Annotated in this window: 17 protein-coding genes; 8 read left to right on the top strand and 9 right to left on the bottom strand. The window is 71.3% G+C overall.

Annotated elements, in window-relative coordinates:
* Positions 1–141 precede the first annotated feature (141 nt).
* Complete coding sequence (locus L3Q67_RS23620; protein ID WP_499183648.1) at positions 142–597, top strand: hypothetical protein; 456 nt, start codon at positions 142–144, stop codon at positions 595–597.
* Here L3Q67_RS23620 and L3Q67_RS23615 read toward each other — a convergent pair.
* Genes L3Q67_RS23615 through L3Q67_RS23600 form a run of 4 tightly spaced genes read right to left on the bottom strand, consistent with a single transcriptional unit; the run spans position 590 to position 3,174 of the window.
* Positions 590–1,627: an FUSC family protein gene (locus L3Q67_RS23615; RefSeq protein ID WP_499183647.1), complete on the bottom strand. Its 1,038-nt coding sequence runs from the start codon at positions 1,625–1,627 to the stop codon at positions 590–592. The genes L3Q67_RS23620 and L3Q67_RS23615 overlap by 8 nt on opposite strands.
* Positions 1,620–2,357: a metallophosphoesterase family protein gene (locus L3Q67_RS23610; protein WP_499183646.1), complete on the bottom strand. Its 738-nt coding sequence runs from the start codon at positions 2,355–2,357 to the stop codon at positions 1,620–1,622. The genes L3Q67_RS23615 and L3Q67_RS23610 overlap by 8 nt, the downstream gene beginning before the upstream one ends.
* Positions 2,354–2,620, bottom strand: a complete 267-nt coding sequence (locus L3Q67_RS23605; RefSeq protein WP_499183645.1) for a BON domain-containing protein — start codon at positions 2,618–2,620, stop codon at positions 2,354–2,356. The genes L3Q67_RS23610 and L3Q67_RS23605 overlap by 4 nt, the downstream gene beginning before the upstream one ends.
* Complete coding sequence (locus L3Q67_RS23600; protein WP_499183644.1) at positions 2,617–3,174, bottom strand: nucleotidyltransferase family protein; 558 nt, start codon at positions 3,172–3,174, stop codon at positions 2,617–2,619. Before L3Q67_RS23600 ends, L3Q67_RS23605 begins: the two co-directional genes overlap by 4 nt.
* A gap of 161 nt (positions 3,175–3,335) precedes the next feature.
* Between L3Q67_RS23600 and L3Q67_RS23595 the strand changes: the two genes are divergently transcribed.
* Entirely contained in the window at positions 3,336–5,579 is a 2,244-nt protein-coding gene (locus L3Q67_RS23595) for a phosphoketolase family protein (RefSeq protein WP_499191629.1), read from the top strand.
* The gene (locus tag L3Q67_RS23590) at positions 5,579–6,688 is read left to right on the top strand and encodes an acetate/propionate family kinase (protein ID WP_499183643.1); all 1,110 of its coding nucleotides are present in this window, start codon (positions 5,579–5,581) and stop codon (positions 6,686–6,688) included. The genes L3Q67_RS23595 and L3Q67_RS23590 overlap by 1 nt, the downstream gene beginning before the upstream one ends.
* A gap of 64 nt (positions 6,689–6,752) precedes the next feature.
* Here the strand turns inward: L3Q67_RS23590 and L3Q67_RS23585 are convergent, their stop codons facing one another.
* On the bottom strand, positions 6,753–7,940 hold the full coding sequence (locus L3Q67_RS23585) for a zinc-dependent alcohol dehydrogenase (protein ID WP_499183642.1): 1,188 nt from the start codon (positions 7,938–7,940) through the stop codon (positions 6,753–6,755).
* 103 nt (positions 7,941–8,043) lie between these two features.
* On the opposite strand from L3Q67_RS23585, the gene L3Q67_RS23580 reads away from it, so the two are divergent.
* The gene (locus L3Q67_RS23580) at positions 8,044–9,825 is read left to right on the top strand and encodes a pyruvate oxidase (protein ID WP_499183641.1); all 1,782 of its coding nucleotides are present in this window, start codon (positions 8,044–8,046) and stop codon (positions 9,823–9,825) included.
* Between the two features lie 85 nt (positions 9,826–9,910).
* Positions 9,911–10,915 carry an alpha/beta hydrolase gene (locus L3Q67_RS23575; protein ID WP_499183640.1) on the top strand — a complete coding sequence of 335 codons (1,005 nt, stop codon included), beginning with the start codon at positions 9,911–9,913 and terminating at the stop codon, positions 10,913–10,915.
* Here the strand turns inward: L3Q67_RS23575 and L3Q67_RS23570 are convergent.
* Entirely contained in the window at positions 10,905–11,489 is a 585-nt protein-coding gene (locus L3Q67_RS23570; protein ID WP_499183639.1) for an HSP18 transcriptional regulator, read from the bottom strand. The two genes, L3Q67_RS23575 and L3Q67_RS23570, sit on opposite strands and share 11 nt — an antisense overlap.
* A 106-nt stretch (positions 11,490–11,595) precedes the next feature.
* Here L3Q67_RS23570 and L3Q67_RS23565 point away from each other — a divergent pair, with 106 nt between their 5' ends.
* Positions 11,596–12,036 carry an Hsp20/alpha crystallin family protein gene (locus tag L3Q67_RS23565; protein ID WP_499183638.1) on the top strand — a complete coding sequence of 147 codons (441 nt, stop codon included), beginning with the start codon at positions 11,596–11,598 and terminating at the stop codon, positions 12,034–12,036.
* 71 nt (positions 12,037–12,107) lie between these two features.
* A complete protein-coding gene (locus tag L3Q67_RS23560; protein WP_499183637.1) occupies positions 12,108–12,533 on the top strand; it encodes a DUF6292 family protein in 426 nt (141 codons plus the stop codon).
* Here the strand turns inward: L3Q67_RS23560 and L3Q67_RS23555 are convergent.
* Positions 12,503–12,934, bottom strand: a complete 432-nt coding sequence (locus tag L3Q67_RS23555) for a PaaI family thioesterase (RefSeq protein ID WP_499183636.1) — start codon at positions 12,932–12,934, stop codon at positions 12,503–12,505. The genes L3Q67_RS23560 and L3Q67_RS23555 overlap by 31 nt on opposite strands.
* 68 nt (positions 12,935–13,002) lie before the next feature.
* Between L3Q67_RS23555 and L3Q67_RS23550 the strand changes: the two genes are divergently transcribed.
* Complete coding sequence (locus L3Q67_RS23550; protein WP_499183635.1) at positions 13,003–13,443, top strand: MarR family winged helix-turn-helix transcriptional regulator; 441 nt, start codon at positions 13,003–13,005, stop codon at positions 13,441–13,443.
* Here the strand turns inward: L3Q67_RS23550 and L3Q67_RS23545 are convergent.
* Entirely contained in the window at positions 13,409–13,999 is a 591-nt protein-coding gene (locus L3Q67_RS23545; protein WP_499183634.1) for a mycothiol-dependent nitroreductase Rv2466c family protein, read from the bottom strand. The genes L3Q67_RS23550 and L3Q67_RS23545 overlap by 35 nt on opposite strands.
* Positions 13,996–14,835 (bottom strand): urea carboxylase-associated family protein, encoded by an 840-nt coding sequence (locus L3Q67_RS23540; RefSeq protein ID WP_499183633.1) that lies wholly within the window; start codon positions 14,833–14,835, stop codon positions 13,996–13,998. The genes L3Q67_RS23545 and L3Q67_RS23540 overlap by 4 nt, the downstream gene beginning before the upstream one ends.
* Positions 14,836–14,912 lie beyond the last annotated feature (77 nt).

The following is a 14,912-nucleotide window of genomic DNA, read 5'->3' as shown; positions in this document are numbered from 1 at the left end:
TCGGTTCCCTCACCCCCGGCATACCCGGCGCGAAGCCGGCTACACCTCCTCAGCCTTCCGCCGACGTGGTTCTCCTCCCGCCCGGCGCCAACACCACGCGCGGGCCGATTGACACGCCGGTGAGCGGGGTACTCGCGGACCATGACGGCAACTCCCGAAACGGAAGGCCCGCCGATCGTCACCGGCGGCGATCCCGGGCGGTCCACGATCCTCGTGTTCGACCCGGACGGACTGGCCAAACACGGTGAACTCCCGGCCACCTGGCGGCCGCTGACCGAGCGCTACCGGATCATCTGGTGCCGGGTCCCGGCCGAAGGCGCGCTGACCGAAGCGAGCGAACTGCTCTCCGACGACGGCGGCACCACCGCGCCGGTGTACGTGCTGGCCAGCGGGCGGGCGACCCACCCCGCCCAGCGGCTGCTGGCCGAGCACCCGGACCGCGCCGAAGTCCTGCTGCTGGTGGATCCGCCGGAGGACGCCGCGGACCTGGGCCGCGTGATCGCCCGCAGCGAAGGCGGTCCCCGCGACCGCATCCCGCCGCCGCTGCCGCTGGGGCACCCGGACGTGGTGGCCGCGGTCGAGCGCGCGATCAGCTAGCCGCGAACTGGTCGAACGCCTTCTTGGCCGGGAGCAGCACCCCGGCCAGGCCGATGGTCAGGTCGAGCGCTTGACCGGAGACCAGGTCGTTCTCGAGGTCCGACATCGCCGTCCGGCCCGCTTCCGTGGCGGTGGTGAGTTCCTCGCGATCGCCCGCCGATCTGGCCCGGCCCAGGCGGGCGGTCGCCTTGATGAGCGCCGCCAGCCGGGCGCGGCTGGCCTCGTCCGGGTAGCGGTAGGCGTCGTCGTCGCGCACGGCGTGGTCGAGGGCCTCGGTGAGTTCGCGGACGTGGGGCCACGCCGCGCGCAGGAGCACCATCAAGTCGTGCCAGCGCGCGGCGTGCGCCGCCCGCCCACCCGACCGCGAGCGCGGGTTGAAGCGCACGCTTTCCGTGCCCCAGCCACTGGCTTCTTCGGCGCGGCGGAGCAGTTGTTCGGTGTTGCGTGCGCGGGCCACCCAGGACGAAGAATCGGGCTTGCCGGAGGTACGCAGTCCCGCGGCGATGTCGTCCAGCAGGGCCGCCAGTTCCTCGGCCAGCGCGCGCGTGGCCGCGGCGGTGCTCCGGGTGTACACGGGCGGGAAGATCAGCGCGTTGACCGAGACCCCGATGACCGCGCCGAGCACGGTTTCGCCGATCCGGTCCAGGCTCAGCACTAAGTTGTTCGTGCTGCCGTAGGTGATCAGCAGCAACGCGGTCACGCCGACCCAGACACCACTGCTGCCGAATCCACGCCAACGCCCGACGAGCAGGCCGATCACCACCGCGAGCCCGAGCGCCACCGCTTGCCACGGCACCACGAGCACGGCCAACGCGGCCAGCACCACGCCGAGCACCACGGCCCCGACCTGCTGCAACGCCGTCCACACCGAGCGGTACACGGTGGCTTCGACCAGGAACACCGCCGCGTAGGGAGCGAGGAACGGCTGGGGAAGCCCCCACCACTGCGCGGCGACCAACCACGCCAGCACCGCCGCGACGGCGGCCTTGACCGCCTGGAGCACCGCCGTCCGGCGCCAGTGATCAGCCACTCGGCACTCTCTGGGCGGCACCTTCCACGCAGTAGATGGCGTAGGCCGACCGGATGATCGGCTGGGCCACGTTGCGCACCCGCACCCCGCCCGGGGTCACGCCCTGTTCGCAGCCGAAGTGCGCGTGCCCGTGCACGGCCAGGTCCACGCCGGTCGCGTCGATCGCCTCACCCAGCTGGTAGGCACCGAGGAACGGGTGGATCTCCGGCGGCTCACCGCGCAGTGTGCCCGGGATGGGCGCGTAGTGCGTCAGCGCGACCTTCACGTCGGTGTGCAGCGCCGCCAGCGACTCGCGCAGCCGGTCGGCCAGCGCCACCGAATGCCGGACGAAGTTCTTCATCTCCGGCTCGCCGAACGCGCTCGCGCACTTGCCGGCGAACCCGCCGCCGAAACCCTTGATCCCGGCCACGCCGAGCGTCTGCCCGTCGACCTCCAGGGTCACGCTGTTGCCCTCGAGCACGGTGATCCCGTGCTGCTCCAGCAGTTCGGTGATCTCCTGCTCGGCGTCGCTGTGGTAGTCGTGGTTGCCCAGCACGGAGATCACCGGCACCGGCAGGTCGGCGAACTCCTCGGCGACCACCTTCGCCTCGTCCACCGTGCCGTGCCGGGTCAGATCCCCCGCCAGCAGCAGCACGTCGGCGTGCTCGCCCACCTGTTCCAAGGCCGGCCGGAGCCGCCCGCGGGCGTCCTCGCCCAGGTGCACGTCCCCGATGGCCGCGATCCGGATCACCGCAGTTCCTCCCTCGCCGTCGGCTCGCCCACCGCCGCGACACGCAGGTCGTTGTGCACCCGCAGGTCCGGGGCGAGTTCGTGGACGACCTGCTCCAGTTCGGCGCGGCGCGCGTCGCAGGCGACCTCGCCGGACAGGTGCACCTGATCGGCGCGGATGTCCACCCGCACGCCCATCTCCGTGGTGCGCTCGTCCTCGGCGATCGCCCGGCGCAACCGGGCCGCCCAGTACTGGGGCACGTCTTCGGGGTGTTCTGTGCTCATCGCTCGCCCTCCACCACATCGAGTTCGCGCAGCAGCATGAGAAAGGCGCGCGCGTACGCGGATTCGCGCGTCTGTTCGGCCACCCGCGCCCAGTCCACCTGTTCCCGCAGCTCCCTGGCGATCGGCAGCAGGCCGGTGAAGTCGCACCGGTGCGGGCCGAGCACGAGCAGCTTGTCGGTCATCAGGTCGGTCCCGGTCACCACCGGCGCCATCGTCGCGCCGATGCGCATCGACTCGGCGCGGTCCAGCGTCTCGTCGGTGACCTCGCGGTGGTTCGGCCGGAAGATCAGGTCGACCAGGATGTCGCCGTCGTAGACCTTGGTCAGCCAGTCCTCCGGCGGGTCCACCGGGACCATGCCGGTCTCGGTGAGCGCGCGGCTCGCCTTCTCCGCGTCCGACTCCTTGATCAGCACGTCGACGTCGTGGTCCGAGGGCGGCCCGCCCCGCGCGTAGACCGCGAAGCCGCCGGCCACCGCGAACCGGATCCCTTGGTGCGTCAACGTGTTCGCCACCCGCGTGAGGGTGTCGAGCAGGTCCTTCTCCGCCACGGTCACCCCGCAGGACTACCCGCTGGGCGCCCGATCAATCCCCGGCCGGCGTTTGCCCAGCTCCACCGCGGGTAACCGGCGGGGGCACCCGAGGAAAGGCTGAACCGTTGCCCGACGCCACGCCGCCGGCCCGGTACCGCCGGGCCTGCGACTACCTGGCCGCCGCGATGATCTACCTGCGGGACAACGTGCTGCTGCGCGAACCGCTGCGGGCCGAGCACCTCAAACCCCGCCCGCTGGGCCACTGGGGCACCTGCCCCGGCCTCACCCTTGTCTACAGTGGACTGAACCGGCTGGTGCGCGAGACCGGCAGGCGCACCCTGCTCGTCACCGGGCCCGGCCACGGCGCGCCCGCCATCCACGCGAACCTCTGGCTCGAAGGCACCCACGCGGAGTACGACCCGCGGCTGAGCGTGGACGAACGCGGGCTGACCGAGCTGGTGCGCCGGTTCTCCTGGCCGGGCGGCTTCCCCAGCCACCTCTCCCCCGACGTGCCCGGGGTGATCCACGAGGGCGGCGAGCTGGGTTACGCGCTGGCTACCGCGTTCGGCGCCGCGCTGGACGACCCCGGCCTGCTGGTCGCCTGCGTGATCGGCGACGGCGAGGCGGAGACCGGGCCGACCGCGGGGTCCTGGCACGGCGTCAAGTTCCGCACCCCCGGTGTGGACGGCGCGGTGCTGCCGATCCTGCACCTCAACGGCTACAAGATCGCGTCGCCGACGATCTACGGCACGATGTCGGACGACGAGCTGACCGACTACTTCCGCGGCTGCGGCTGGGCACCGCTCATCGTCGACGTGACCACGTCGGCGGACCCGGACAAGCTGCTGGCCGACGCGCTGGACACCGCGTACGCGGGCCTCGAGGACGAGCGGCCGCCGATGATCGTGCTGCGCAACGCCAAGGGCGCCGGAGCCCCGGAGGAGGACGCCGACGGCAAGCCGCTGGCCGGGACGTTCCGCGCGCACCAGGTCCCGCTGACCGGTGCCGCCGACGACCCGCGCGAGCTGGCCCTGCTGGAGCGGTGGCTGCGGTCCTACCGGCCGGAGGAACTGTTCGACGAGCACGGCCGCCCGGCCGATGACCTGCTCGCCGTGCCACCGGAGGGCGACCTGCGCCTCGGCCGGGTGCCCCAGGCCAACGGCGGTCAGCTGCGGGAACCCCTGCCGCTGCCCGAGCTGGAACGCTTCGCCGAGCCCGTGGACGAACCGGGCGGCAGCGAAGCCGGACCGACGAGCGTGCTCGGTGTCTGGCTCGCCGAACTGATGCGCGAGACCGGACAACGCCGCGACTTCCGCATCATGTGCCCTGACGAACTGGAGTCCAACAAGCTCGGCGCGGTGCTGGACGCGACACCCCGCGCGTTCGCCCGCGAGGCCCCCGGGTACGCCGAGCACCTCGGGCGCGGCGGCCGGGTCATGGAGGTGCTTTCGGAACACCTGTGCCAGGGCTGGTTGCAGGGTTACCTGCTGACCGGGCGGCACGGGCTGCTGGCCACCTACGAAGCCTTCGCCTCCGTGGTGGACGGCATGGCCAACCAGTACGCCAAGTTCCTCAAGATCTCCGCCGAAGTCGGCTGGCGCACCCCGGTGCCGAGCCTGAACTACCTGCTCAGCAGCGACGGCTGGCGCCAGGAGCACAACGGCTACAGCCACCAGGGCCCCGGCTTCATCAACTCGATGCTGAACAAGAAGTCCTCGGTGGCGCGGGTCTACCTGCCGCCGGACGCGAACACCCTGCTGGTCACGCTGCACCGCTGCCTGGACACCACCGGGCTGATCAACGTGGTGGTGTCGGGCAAGCAGCAGAGCCCGGTGTGGCTCGGCCTGGACGAGGCCAGGGCGCACTGCCAGGCGGGCGCCGGGGTGTGGTCGTGGGCGAGCACCGGCGGCGGCGAGCGCCCGGACGTGGTGCTGGCCTGCGCCGGAACCACGCCGACGACCGAGGTGCTGGCAGCCGCGTGGCTGCTGCGCCGGTCGGCGCCGGAACTGCGGGTGCGCGTGGTCAACGTCGTCGACCTGCTCGCGCTCGCCCCACGGGACCGGCACTCGCACGGCATGAGCGACGAGGAGTTCGCCGCCTGCTTCGGCGAGGACGTGCCGGTGGTGTTCGGCTTCCACGGCTACCCGTCGGCCGTGCACGAGGTGCTGCACGGCCGGGCCGGGCCCAACCGCTTCCACGTGCACGGCTACCTGGAAGAAGGCACCACCACCACGCCGTTCGACCTGCTGGTGGTCAACCGGATGAGCCGGTACGACCTGGCCGCCGCGGCGCTGTCGCACGCCGTCGGCTGGAGTTCGCGGGGCGGCGACCTCGCCGACGCCCTGCTCCGCGAGCGCGACGAACTGCGGCACCGCGCCTACCGGGATGGCGAAGACCCGGCCGAATTCACCCAGTGGAGGTGGTCGTGATGTTGATCCTCACCGTCAATCCCGGCTCGTCGAGCCTGCGGGCCCATCTGGTCGACACCACGGACCACCGCGTGGTGGACGCCGCCGAGATCGGGCACCCCGCCGACTCCGGCGAAGCCCGCAAGGAGCTGCGCGAACTGCTCGACCGGATGCCGACGGACGCGATCTCCGCGGTCGGGCACCGGCTGGTGCACGGCGGCCCGGAGCTGACCGAAGCGGTGGCCGTCGACAACGAACTCTACGAGAAGGTGCGCGGGCTGACCTCCCTGGCACCGCTGCACGTGCCGAACACGGTGGCGTTGCTGGACTTCCTGCGGACGGAAATCCCGGAACGCCCGCACGTACTGTGCCCGGACACCGCGTTCCACAATGGACTATCCGAGGTCGCGCGCACCTACGCACTGCCGCAGCGCTGGCGGGACGACTGGGGCCTGCGCCGGTACGGCTTCCACGGCATCTCCTTCGCCTGGGCGCTGCTTCGGGCCAGTGAGCTGCTCGGCAAGCCCGCGGAGTCACTGAACCTGCTGATCGCGCACCTCAGCGGTGGCTCGTCGGTCTGCGCGGTCCGCGGTGGCCGAAGCGTCGACACGTCCATGGGCTTCACCCCGCTGGAGGGCCTGGCGATGGCCAAGCGCTCCGGCACGGTCGATCCCGGCATGCTGATGTGGTTGCTGCGGGAGGAAAAGCTGACCCTGGACGAGCTGGAACACGGGCTGCAGCACGAATCCGGGCTGCTCGGGTTGTCCGGTGGGCTGTCCGAGGACACCCGTGAACTGGTGCGCGCCGCTCAGGGCGGTAACGACCGCGCTCAGCTCGCGCTGGACGTGTTCACCCACCGCACCCGGCGTGAACTGGCCGGGGTCGCGGCGAGCCTGGACCGGATCGACGGGCTGGTGCTCACCGGCGACATCGGCTGGGACCAGCCGGAGGTCGCCGAGGACATCGCCGCCGGACTCGGGGTGCTCGGGTTCCGGGGCGGGCTCGACACCGCCCGCGACGAGGACGCCGTGATCAGCCGCGGCGGGGTGCCGGTGCTGACCGTGCAGTCCCGCGAAGAACTCCAGCTGGCCATGGAAACCGCACGCGCCGCACAGCCGAAACGGTCCTAGAACGTGGAAACGGCGCGCGCCGCACAGCCAAATCGGCATGTACAGCGCGCGCCGTTGCTTCGGGTCACGCAGGCTGGAGCAGGATCTTGATCGCCCCGTTGCGCTTCTCCTGGAACATCTTGTAGGCCTGCGGCGCGTCTTCCAGCGGCAGGCGGTGGGTGGCCAGGTCCTCCACGCCGAGCGGGTCGGCGTCGTCGGTGACCAGTGGCATCAGGTCGTCGATCCAGCGCCGGACGTTGGCCTGGCCCATGCGCAGCTGGATCTGCTTGTCGAACAGCTCCATCATCGGCAGCGGGTCGAGCATGCCGCCGTAGACGCCGCTCAGCGAGATCGTGCCGCCACGCCGGACCGCGTCGATCGCCGCGTACAGCACGCTCAGCCGGTCGATCCCGGCCTTCTCGGTCACCTTCGCCGCGATCGGCTTCGGCAGCAGGCCCACCAGTTGCTGGGCCACCTTGCCCGCCGGTGCGCCGTGGGCCTCCATGCCGACCGCGTCGATCACCGAGTCCGCGCCGCGCCCGCCGGTCAGATCGCGGATCACACCGCCGACTTCGGCCTGGTTGCGCAGGTCCACGGTGGTCACCCCGTGCCGCTCGGCCAGCGCCAGCCGCTCGTCGACCAGGTCGACGCCGATCACCTTGCCTGCCCCGCGGTGCCGCGCGATCCGGCAGCACATCTGCCCGATCGGGCCGAGGCCGAACACGACCACGCTGCCGCCCTTCGGCACGGCCGCGTACTCGACCGCCTGCCAGGACGTCGGCAGCACGTCGGAGAGGTAGACGAACCGCTCGTCCGGCGGGCCGTCCGGCACCTTGATCGGGCCGTACTGCGCCTGCGGGACCCGCAGGTACTCCGCCTGGCCACCGGGGACCTGGCCGTAGAGCTTGGTGTAGCCGAACAACGCCGCGCCCTTGCCCTGGCTGCGGACCTGGGTGGTTTCGCACTGCGACTGCAGGCCCATGTCGCACATGTAGCAGTGGCCGCAGGAGATGTTGAACGGCACCACCACCCGGTCGCCCGGCTTCAGCCCGCCCGCCTGGGCGCCGACCTCCTCGACGATGCCCATCGGCTCGTGCCCGAGGATATCTCCCTCGCCCATGAACGGGCCGAGCACCTCGTACAGGTGCAGATCCGAACCGCAGATCCCGCTCGAGGTGACCCGGATGATCGCGTCCGTGGGCTCGATCAGCTTCGGATCGTCGACCGTGTCGACCCGCACGTCCCGCTTGCCGTGCCAGGTGACCGCCTTCATCTCGTCCTCCGTCCACGTGAGCCTTCTTCCCCGTCCGGGTGCCCTCAGGCCCGTTCGGCAAACGTCCGTTTAACCGCCGAAGGGACGCGGTACCCGAACAGGCATGGCTGAGACGGTCGCGGATTTCGTGCTGGACAGGTTGCGGCAGTGGGGCGTGGAGCAGGTCTTCGCCTATCCCGGTGACGGCATCAACGGACTCCTCGCCGCGTTCGGCAGAGCGGACGACGACCCGAAGTTCGTGCAGGCGCGGCACGAGGAGATGGCCGCGTTCGCCGCGGTCGGCTACGCCAAGTTCAGCGGCCGGGTCGGTGTCTGCATGGCGACCTCGGGTCCCGGCGCGATCCACCTGCTCAACGGTCTCTACGACGCGAAGCTGGACCACGTGCCGGTGGTCGCCATCGTCGGGCAGACCGCCCGCAGCGCGATGGGCGGCAGCTACCAGCAGGAGGTCGACCTCCAGGCCCTGTACAAGGATGTGGCCAGCGAATACCTGGTCGAGGTCAACGTTCCGGAGCAGTTGCCGAACGCGCTCGACCGCGCGATCCGGACCGCGCTGACCCAGCGCGCGCCGACCGCCCTGATCATCCCGGCCGACGTGCAGGAGCTGAAGTACACGCCGCCGCAGCACGAGTTCAAGCACGTGCCGTCGAGCCCGCCCGACCTGCCGCAGGCCACCATGGTGCCGCCGCCGGACCAGCTCGCGGCCGCGGCCGAGGTGATCAACGCCGGGGAGAAGGTGGCGGTGCTGGCCGGCCAGGGCGCCCGGCCCGCGGTCGAGGAACTCCTGCAGTTCGCCGACCTGACCGGCGCCGGGATCGCGAAAGCGCTGCTGGGCAAGGACGTGCTCTCCGACGAACTGTCCTTTGTGACCGGTTCGATCGGACTGCTCGGCACCCGGCCCAGCTGGGAGCTGATGCAGGGGTGCGACACCCTGCTGATCGTCGGCTCCAGCCTGCCGTACTCGCAGTTCCTGCCGGAGTTCGGGCAGGCGCGGGCGGTGCAGATCGACCTGGACGGCCGGTTCCTCGGCCTGCGCTACCCCACCGAGGTCAACCTGCTCGGCGATTCGCGCAGCACGCTGCGGGCGCTGCTGCCCTTGCTCACGCGCAAGAACGCGGAGGGCTGGCGGGCCAAGATCGAGAAGAACGTCGAACAGTGGTGGGACACCGTCGGCAAGCAAGCCATGGTCGACGCCGATCCGGTCAACCCGATGCGCGTGGTGCACGAACTCTCCCCGCGGGTCCCGGAAAACGCGATCATCGCCGCGGACTCCGGGTCCGCCGCGAACTGGTACGCGCGCAACCTGCGCATGCGCGGTGAGATGCGCGGCTCGCTCTCCGGCACGCTGGCCACCATGGGCTGCGCGGTGCCCTACGCCATCGGCGCGAAGTTCGCCCACCCGGACCGGCCGGTGATCGCGCTGGCCGGTGACGGCGCCATGCAAATGAACGGGCTGGCCGAGCTGATGACGATCGCGCGTTACCGGTCATTGTGGGCGGACCAGCGGCTGATCGTCTGCGTGCTGCACAACGGCGACCTGAACCAGGTCACCTGGGAGCTGCGGGCGATGGGTGGCGCGCCGAAGTTCGAGGAGTCGCAGAACCTGCCCGAAGTGTCCTATGCGGACTTCGCGCGCGGGATCGGCCTCGGCGGCATCACCGTGGACCGCCCGGACCAGGTCGGCCCGGCCTGGGAGCAGGCACTCGCCTCGGACGGCCCGACCGTGCTGGACGTGCGCTGCGACCCGGACGTGCCGCCGATCCCGCCGCACGCCACCTTCGACCAGATCAAGTCGACCACGCAGGCCGTGCTCCGCGGGGACCCGAACGCCTGGCACATGGCGAAGGAAGGCCTCAAGACGAAGGCTCAGGAACTCCTCCCTTAGACGGAGGCATCTCCGTCCTGCGGGTGAAGCCGTGGACCCGTTCCTCCTCGAAACTGCCCCAAGGCGGGTTCGAGGAGGAACGGTCATGACGAGCGTAGTGACGAAGAGTGTGCTGCCCCGGCCGAGCGGGCCGCACACCCCGAGCCGGGTGGCGCTGCGGCTGGTCGACTGGTCCCGGCCGGATCCCTGGGTGCCGGACCAGCCGTTCCGCGAACTGATGGTGAGCCTCTGGTACCCGTCGGCCGGCGGTGGCAGGCCCGCGCGGTACCTGGGCCCGGGCGCCGCCGCCACGGCGAGCACGGACGACCTGGACCTCACCGCGGTCGACCTGCACAGCGTCGAGGGCGCGGACGTGCTCCGCGGGCAGAAGCGGCCCGTGCTGTTGTTCTCGCCCGATCTCGGCTCACCCCGCGACTTCCACACGAGCCTGGTCGAGGACCTGACCAGCCACGGGTACGTGGTGGTGACCATCGACCACACCTACGAGACGGCGGTGGACTTCCCCGGCGGCCGGATCACCGGGCGGCGGGCGACGGCTCAGGCCCACATCGAGGCACGGGTCGAAGACGTGCAGACCGTGCTGGCCAAGCTGACCTCACTGGCCGAAGGCCGCATGCCCGGCGACGGGGTCCTCCCGCCGTGGCTCGGTTCGGTCCTCGATCTGGGGCGGCTGGGCGTGTTCGGGCACGGCGCGGGCGGCGGCACCACGGCCGAGGCGATGTACCGCGACATCCGGCTGCGCGCGGGCGTGGTGCTCGACGGCGCGCCACTGCCTTCGACGGGCGGTCACGACCGCCCGATCCTGCTGCTCGGCAGCGAAGGAGCGCGGACCCCGGAAGCGTTCTGGGTCCGCCACCGCGGCTGGAAACGGGAACTGAAGGTGCTCGGCACCACTGCCCTGTCGTTCACCGACCACGAACCGCTGCTCCCGCACGACCCGGCCAGGCTGGGCCCGACGGCACCGGGCAGGATGGTCACCGCGACGCGGACCCACCTGCGGGCGTTCTTCGACCTGCACCTGCGCCGGCGGCCCACCCGGCTGTTCGACGGCCCGCTCAGCCGGTGCCCGGAGGTCGTGGTCATCCGCTGACCGGCCGCCGCGAATCGATCGCGTCCCGGCGCAGCCGCGCGGTGTGCTCGGTGACGGCGGCGACCTCGGCGGCGAGTTGCTGGTGACCGGCCTGGAGCTGCTGGTTCGCCTCCGCCAGCGGGGACAGCAGGGCCGCCGCGTCGTCGTCGCCGAGTGCCTGGCGCACCCGGCCGGCGCTCTCCGAGTCCAGCCCGCCGACCGCGCTGACCTGCCCCGCCAGCCGGCGGAGTGAACCGGAGTTCTCCCGCGCCCAGGTGGCGACCGCGCGCTCGCCCGCGCGCCGGTCTCGCTGGGCCCGCACCCGGCCTTCCCCGGTGGCTTCGCCCGAGGCCGACGGTTTGAGCCGGAGGTACCGGCGTTCGGCCGCCTGGCGGCTCGCGACGCCGAGAGCGGGCGCCAGTGCCGCCCAGCTGACGCCCTGCGCACGGGCGGCCGAGATCAGTTCGGGCTCCCAGCCCGAGATCTCCTCGCGCAGCTCTCGCAACGCGACGAGCGCCTCCACCAGCGTCTCCTGGGTGGCGCCGGACTCCGCCAAAGCGGCGCTGACCTGCCGCAATCGTTGTTCTGGGTCCACGTGTCATCCTCTCGACGACATTTGTCTTGTCATCGTTGTGACGACATGGTAGAACATCCAGTGCGTGTTGACACCCCTTGTTCTCGACCCCAGGAGGTGGATCCCGATGTTGATGCGCACCGATCCGTTCCGCGACCTCGACCGCCTGACCCAGCAGATGCTCGGCACCGCCGCGGGCACCTGGTCGAAGCCGGCCGCGATGCCGATGGACGCCTACCGCGCCGGCGAGGAGTTCGTGGTCATGTTCGACCTGCCCGGGGTCGAACCCGACGGCATCGAACTCGGCATCGAGCGCAACGTGCTCACCGTGAAGGCGGAACGGCGGCCCGCGAAGACCGACGGCGACGTCGAGATGCAGGTCGCGGAGCGACCCCTCGGCGTGTTCTCCCGCCAGTTGTTCCTCGGCGACTCCCTGGACACCGAGCGCGTCCACGCCGACTACGAAGCCGGCGTGCTGACCCTGCGCATCCCGATCGCCGAACAGGCGAAGCCCCGCAAGATCGCCATCTCCAGCCGCGGTTCCGACCGCAAGGAGATCCAGGCCTGATTCCCGGACGGCTGCCGCCGCCCCGCCCGGGGCGGCGGCCCCCTGACTGCGAAAGGCTCGCGACGACCGTGGTGCCCCTGCTGGAAACCAACTTCGAACTGACCCGCGCGCTGCGCGCGTACACCGCCGCCGTCGGTTCGGCGTGCGGTGCCGGACCGGAGTCCTGCACCGTCGACGCCGGCACCCCCGCGTCGGCCTACATCGCACTGGACGGGCGGCTGCCCCGCTACCCCGACCGCGATGTGGCCCTGATCTGGGACGAGCGGTTCGGCTGGGCGATGGCGGTGGAGACCCACTCCGCCGAAGACCTGCTGGTGGTCGCCTACCTCGGGCACGACCTGCTGGCGCGCCCGGCCAAGGTGGCCCGGTTCGCCGCGAACGTGCTCGCCGGACGACCCGGCCTGCCGGAACCGCCGCAACAGCGTGAAGCCGGTGCGCACGACTGGCTCACCGACCGGCTGCGTCCCTATGTGACCGAACTGCTCAAAGCGGGCTGAGCACCCCTGGCCACCGCGATCGAACCCTGCGCGATGGCGCACAACCGGCGCTGATCGTCCACTGTGTACAGATCACACCGGCAGGTCGCCCCGGACCGGCCCGCGCGCACCACGCTCGCTTCCGCGCGCAGCAGGCGGCCGGTCGCCGGGCGCAGGTAGTCGATGGTGAACCCGCTGGTCAGCACCTCCGGTCCGAGCACGCTGCCGGCCGCGAAGGTCAGCGCGTTGTCGGCGGCGTAGCTGAGCACCCCGCCGTGCACGAACCCGTTCTGCTGCCGCAGTTCGTCGCGGATGTCCAGCTCGAGCACGGCGACGCCGTCGCCGAACTCGGCGAGCCGGGCACCGAGCAGCTTGCTGAACGGTTGCGCGTCGAGCCCCGCGCGGGCGAAAGCCAGGTCCATCGCGACCACCTCACTTCACTAGTGAAGCGAGGATGGCGCGTGGCCCGGCGGCCTGTCAAGATCGGGCCATGCCCGAGCAGCGCCTGTACTTCCTGCTCCAGCGCGCCGCGCACGAGCTGCGCGTGGACGCCGATCGCCGCTGCCTCGCCGCGGCCGGGCTCACCACCGCTCAGCTCGGCGCCTTGTTCGCGGTGCGGGAGACGCCCGGGCTGACCCAGCGGGAACTGGCGCGCACGCTGGGGCAGCGGGAGTCGGGGATCACCGCGATGGTGCAGCGGCTGACCGGCGCGGGCCTGCTCGCCCGGGACCGCCACCCCGAGCAGCACCGGGCCGTGGTGCTCACGCTGACCGGCGAAGGTGCCGCGGCGCTGGAGCGCATCCGGCCGGAGATGGACCGGTTCAACGCCGAACTGCACGCCCTGCTCGGCGACGGCTTCGACCACACCGTCGCCGCACTGGTCAAGCTGGCCGGGTTCAGAACTCCGGCTGCTCGTGACGACGGCCCTTGAGCTCGTGGAAGCCGGGCACGGCGGCCACCAGCAGCGCGCCGTCCCACAACCGCCCGGCGTCCTCCCCACGCGGCACCCGGGAGATCACCGGCCCGAAGAAGGACACCCCACCCGAGGAAATCACCGGGGTGCCGACGTGGTCACCCACCTTGGCGATGCCCTCGGCGTGCGAAGCCCGCACGGCCTGGTCGTAGTCGGCGGATTCGGCCACCGCGGCCAATTCCGCCGGTAATCCCGCGTCCGCGAGCGCCCCGTCGAAACCCCATTGGCCGTCGCGGTGCACACGCGTGCCGAATGCGGTGTAGAGCTTGGCGAGCACCTCCTGCCCGTATCGCTGCTCGACCGCGGTGAACAGCCGGACCGGCAGCCAGAGGTACCCCTCGGTATCGCCCTCCGGGTCCACTTCGGCGTGTTCGTTGAGCACGGCCAGGCTCATCACGTGCCACCGCACCCGAACCGGGCGCACCCGCTCCACTTCGGTCATCCAGCGCGAGGTGAGCCAGGTGTACGGACAGGACGGGTCGAACCAGAAATCGGCGAACTGCCGGGCGGTCATCGATCTTTCCCTTCTGCTGCCACGGGTGCGCCCAGGCCGTGCAGGTTACGGTAGGCGGCCCGCTCCGGTGGGCGCCAGCCCTCGAGCAGCCCGGCGGCGGGCCGGTACACCTCCACCCCGATCGGGTGGCAGGTGTCGAGCGGGTCGCGCGCGTCCGGCCCCCACAGCGGCACCGACAGATCACCGCCGGGGCAGGTGGACAACGCGCAGAGCAGATCCAGTTCGGCGAAGAATTCGAAGAAATCGCCCGGTCGCGCCGGGCACGCTTTCATGAAATAGCGATCCTCGTCGTTGAGCCCGGTGCACTGGAACACGTTGAGCACGTCGTGCACGTCGAATTCGGTGAGCCCGTGCGGCAGTACCGCGCGCACCAAGTTCGAATGGCAGTGGAAATCGAAGTCCTCGCCGGTGAGCATCCGGTTCACGTAGGGATCGCAGCGCGTGCCGAGCAGGTCGTGGACCCGGCCGCCGTGCTCGTCGGGCCCGTAGCCCGCCAGCGTGTCGGCGGTGACGGTGACCAGCGGCCGCAGGAACGGCAGGGTCGACCACAGCCGGTCGAAGGTGCTCACGTGCGCGCGCTGCAGCTGCCGGGTGCGCGAGGCCCACAGCCGTTCGCGCGGATCGTTGGCGTTCCACAGGTTCAGGTCGCCGACCTGTGGACCGTCCACGGTGACCAGGCGGCACAGGTGCCCGCGCGGCACCGTCCACGCGCGACCCGACCGGATCGGCACCTCGAACCGCTCCACCAGCTCGCGCCCGCCCTCGGCCAGTCCGGTGTAGAACTCCCGGTCCACGGCGAGCGCCGGACCCTGGTAGGCGGCCGGGAAATCACCCACGGCTTTCTCCTTCATCCGTTCGACTAGGGGTGGTGCAGATAATGAGGGGTATTCCGGAGGAAAAACGCAGGGGGTTG

Origin of the sequence: Saccharothrix sp. AJ9571, from assembly GCF_021725495.1 — a bacterium.
Taxonomy (GTDB): Bacteria; Actinomycetota; Actinomycetes; order Mycobacteriales; family Pseudonocardiaceae; genus Amycolatopsis; species Amycolatopsis magusensis.
Note: the sequence above shows the minus strand (reverse complement) of the source record. Positions and strands in the feature narration are given on the sequence as shown.

What these genes read in the sequence shown, in the direction of transcription:
- L3Q67_RS23565 (WP_499183638.1), top strand. Translation starts at nt 11,596, where the DNA reads ATGTTGATGCGCACCGATCCGTTCCGCGACCTCGACCGCCTGACCCAG.
- L3Q67_RS23580 (WP_499183641.1), top strand. Translation starts at nt 8,044, where the DNA reads ATGGCTGAGACGGTCGCGGATTTCGTGCTGGACAGGTTGCGGCAGTGG.
- L3Q67_RS23605 (WP_499183645.1), bottom strand. Translation starts at nt 2,620, where the DNA reads ATGAGCACAGAACACCCCGAAGACGTGCCCCAGTACTGGGCGGCCCGG.
- L3Q67_RS23595 (WP_499191629.1), top strand. Translation starts at nt 3,336, where the DNA reads ATGATCTACCTGCGGGACAACGTGCTGCTGCGCGAACCGCTGCGGGCC.
- L3Q67_RS23575 (WP_499183640.1), top strand. Translation starts at nt 9,911, where the DNA reads ATGACGAGCGTAGTGACGAAGAGTGTGCTGCCCCGGCCGAGCGGGCCG.
- L3Q67_RS23620 (WP_499183648.1), top strand. Translation starts at nt 142, where the DNA reads ATGACGGCAACTCCCGAAACGGAAGGCCCGCCGATCGTCACCGGCGGC.
- L3Q67_RS23585 (WP_499183642.1), bottom strand. Translation starts at nt 7,940, where the DNA reads ATGAAGGCGGTCACCTGGCACGGCAAGCGGGACGTGCGGGTCGACACG.
- L3Q67_RS23555 (WP_499183636.1), bottom strand. Translation starts at nt 12,934, where the DNA reads ATGGACCTGGCTTTCGCCCGCGCGGGGCTCGACGCGCAACCGTTCAGC.
- L3Q67_RS23545 (WP_499183634.1), bottom strand. Translation starts at nt 13,999, where the DNA reads ATGACCGCCCGGCAGTTCGCCGATTTCTGGTTCGACCCGTCCTGTCCG.
- L3Q67_RS23550 (WP_499183635.1), top strand. Translation starts at nt 13,003, where the DNA reads ATGCCCGAGCAGCGCCTGTACTTCCTGCTCCAGCGCGCCGCGCACGAG.
- L3Q67_RS23590 (WP_499183643.1), top strand. Translation starts at nt 5,579, where the DNA reads ATGTTGATCCTCACCGTCAATCCCGGCTCGTCGAGCCTGCGGGCCCAT.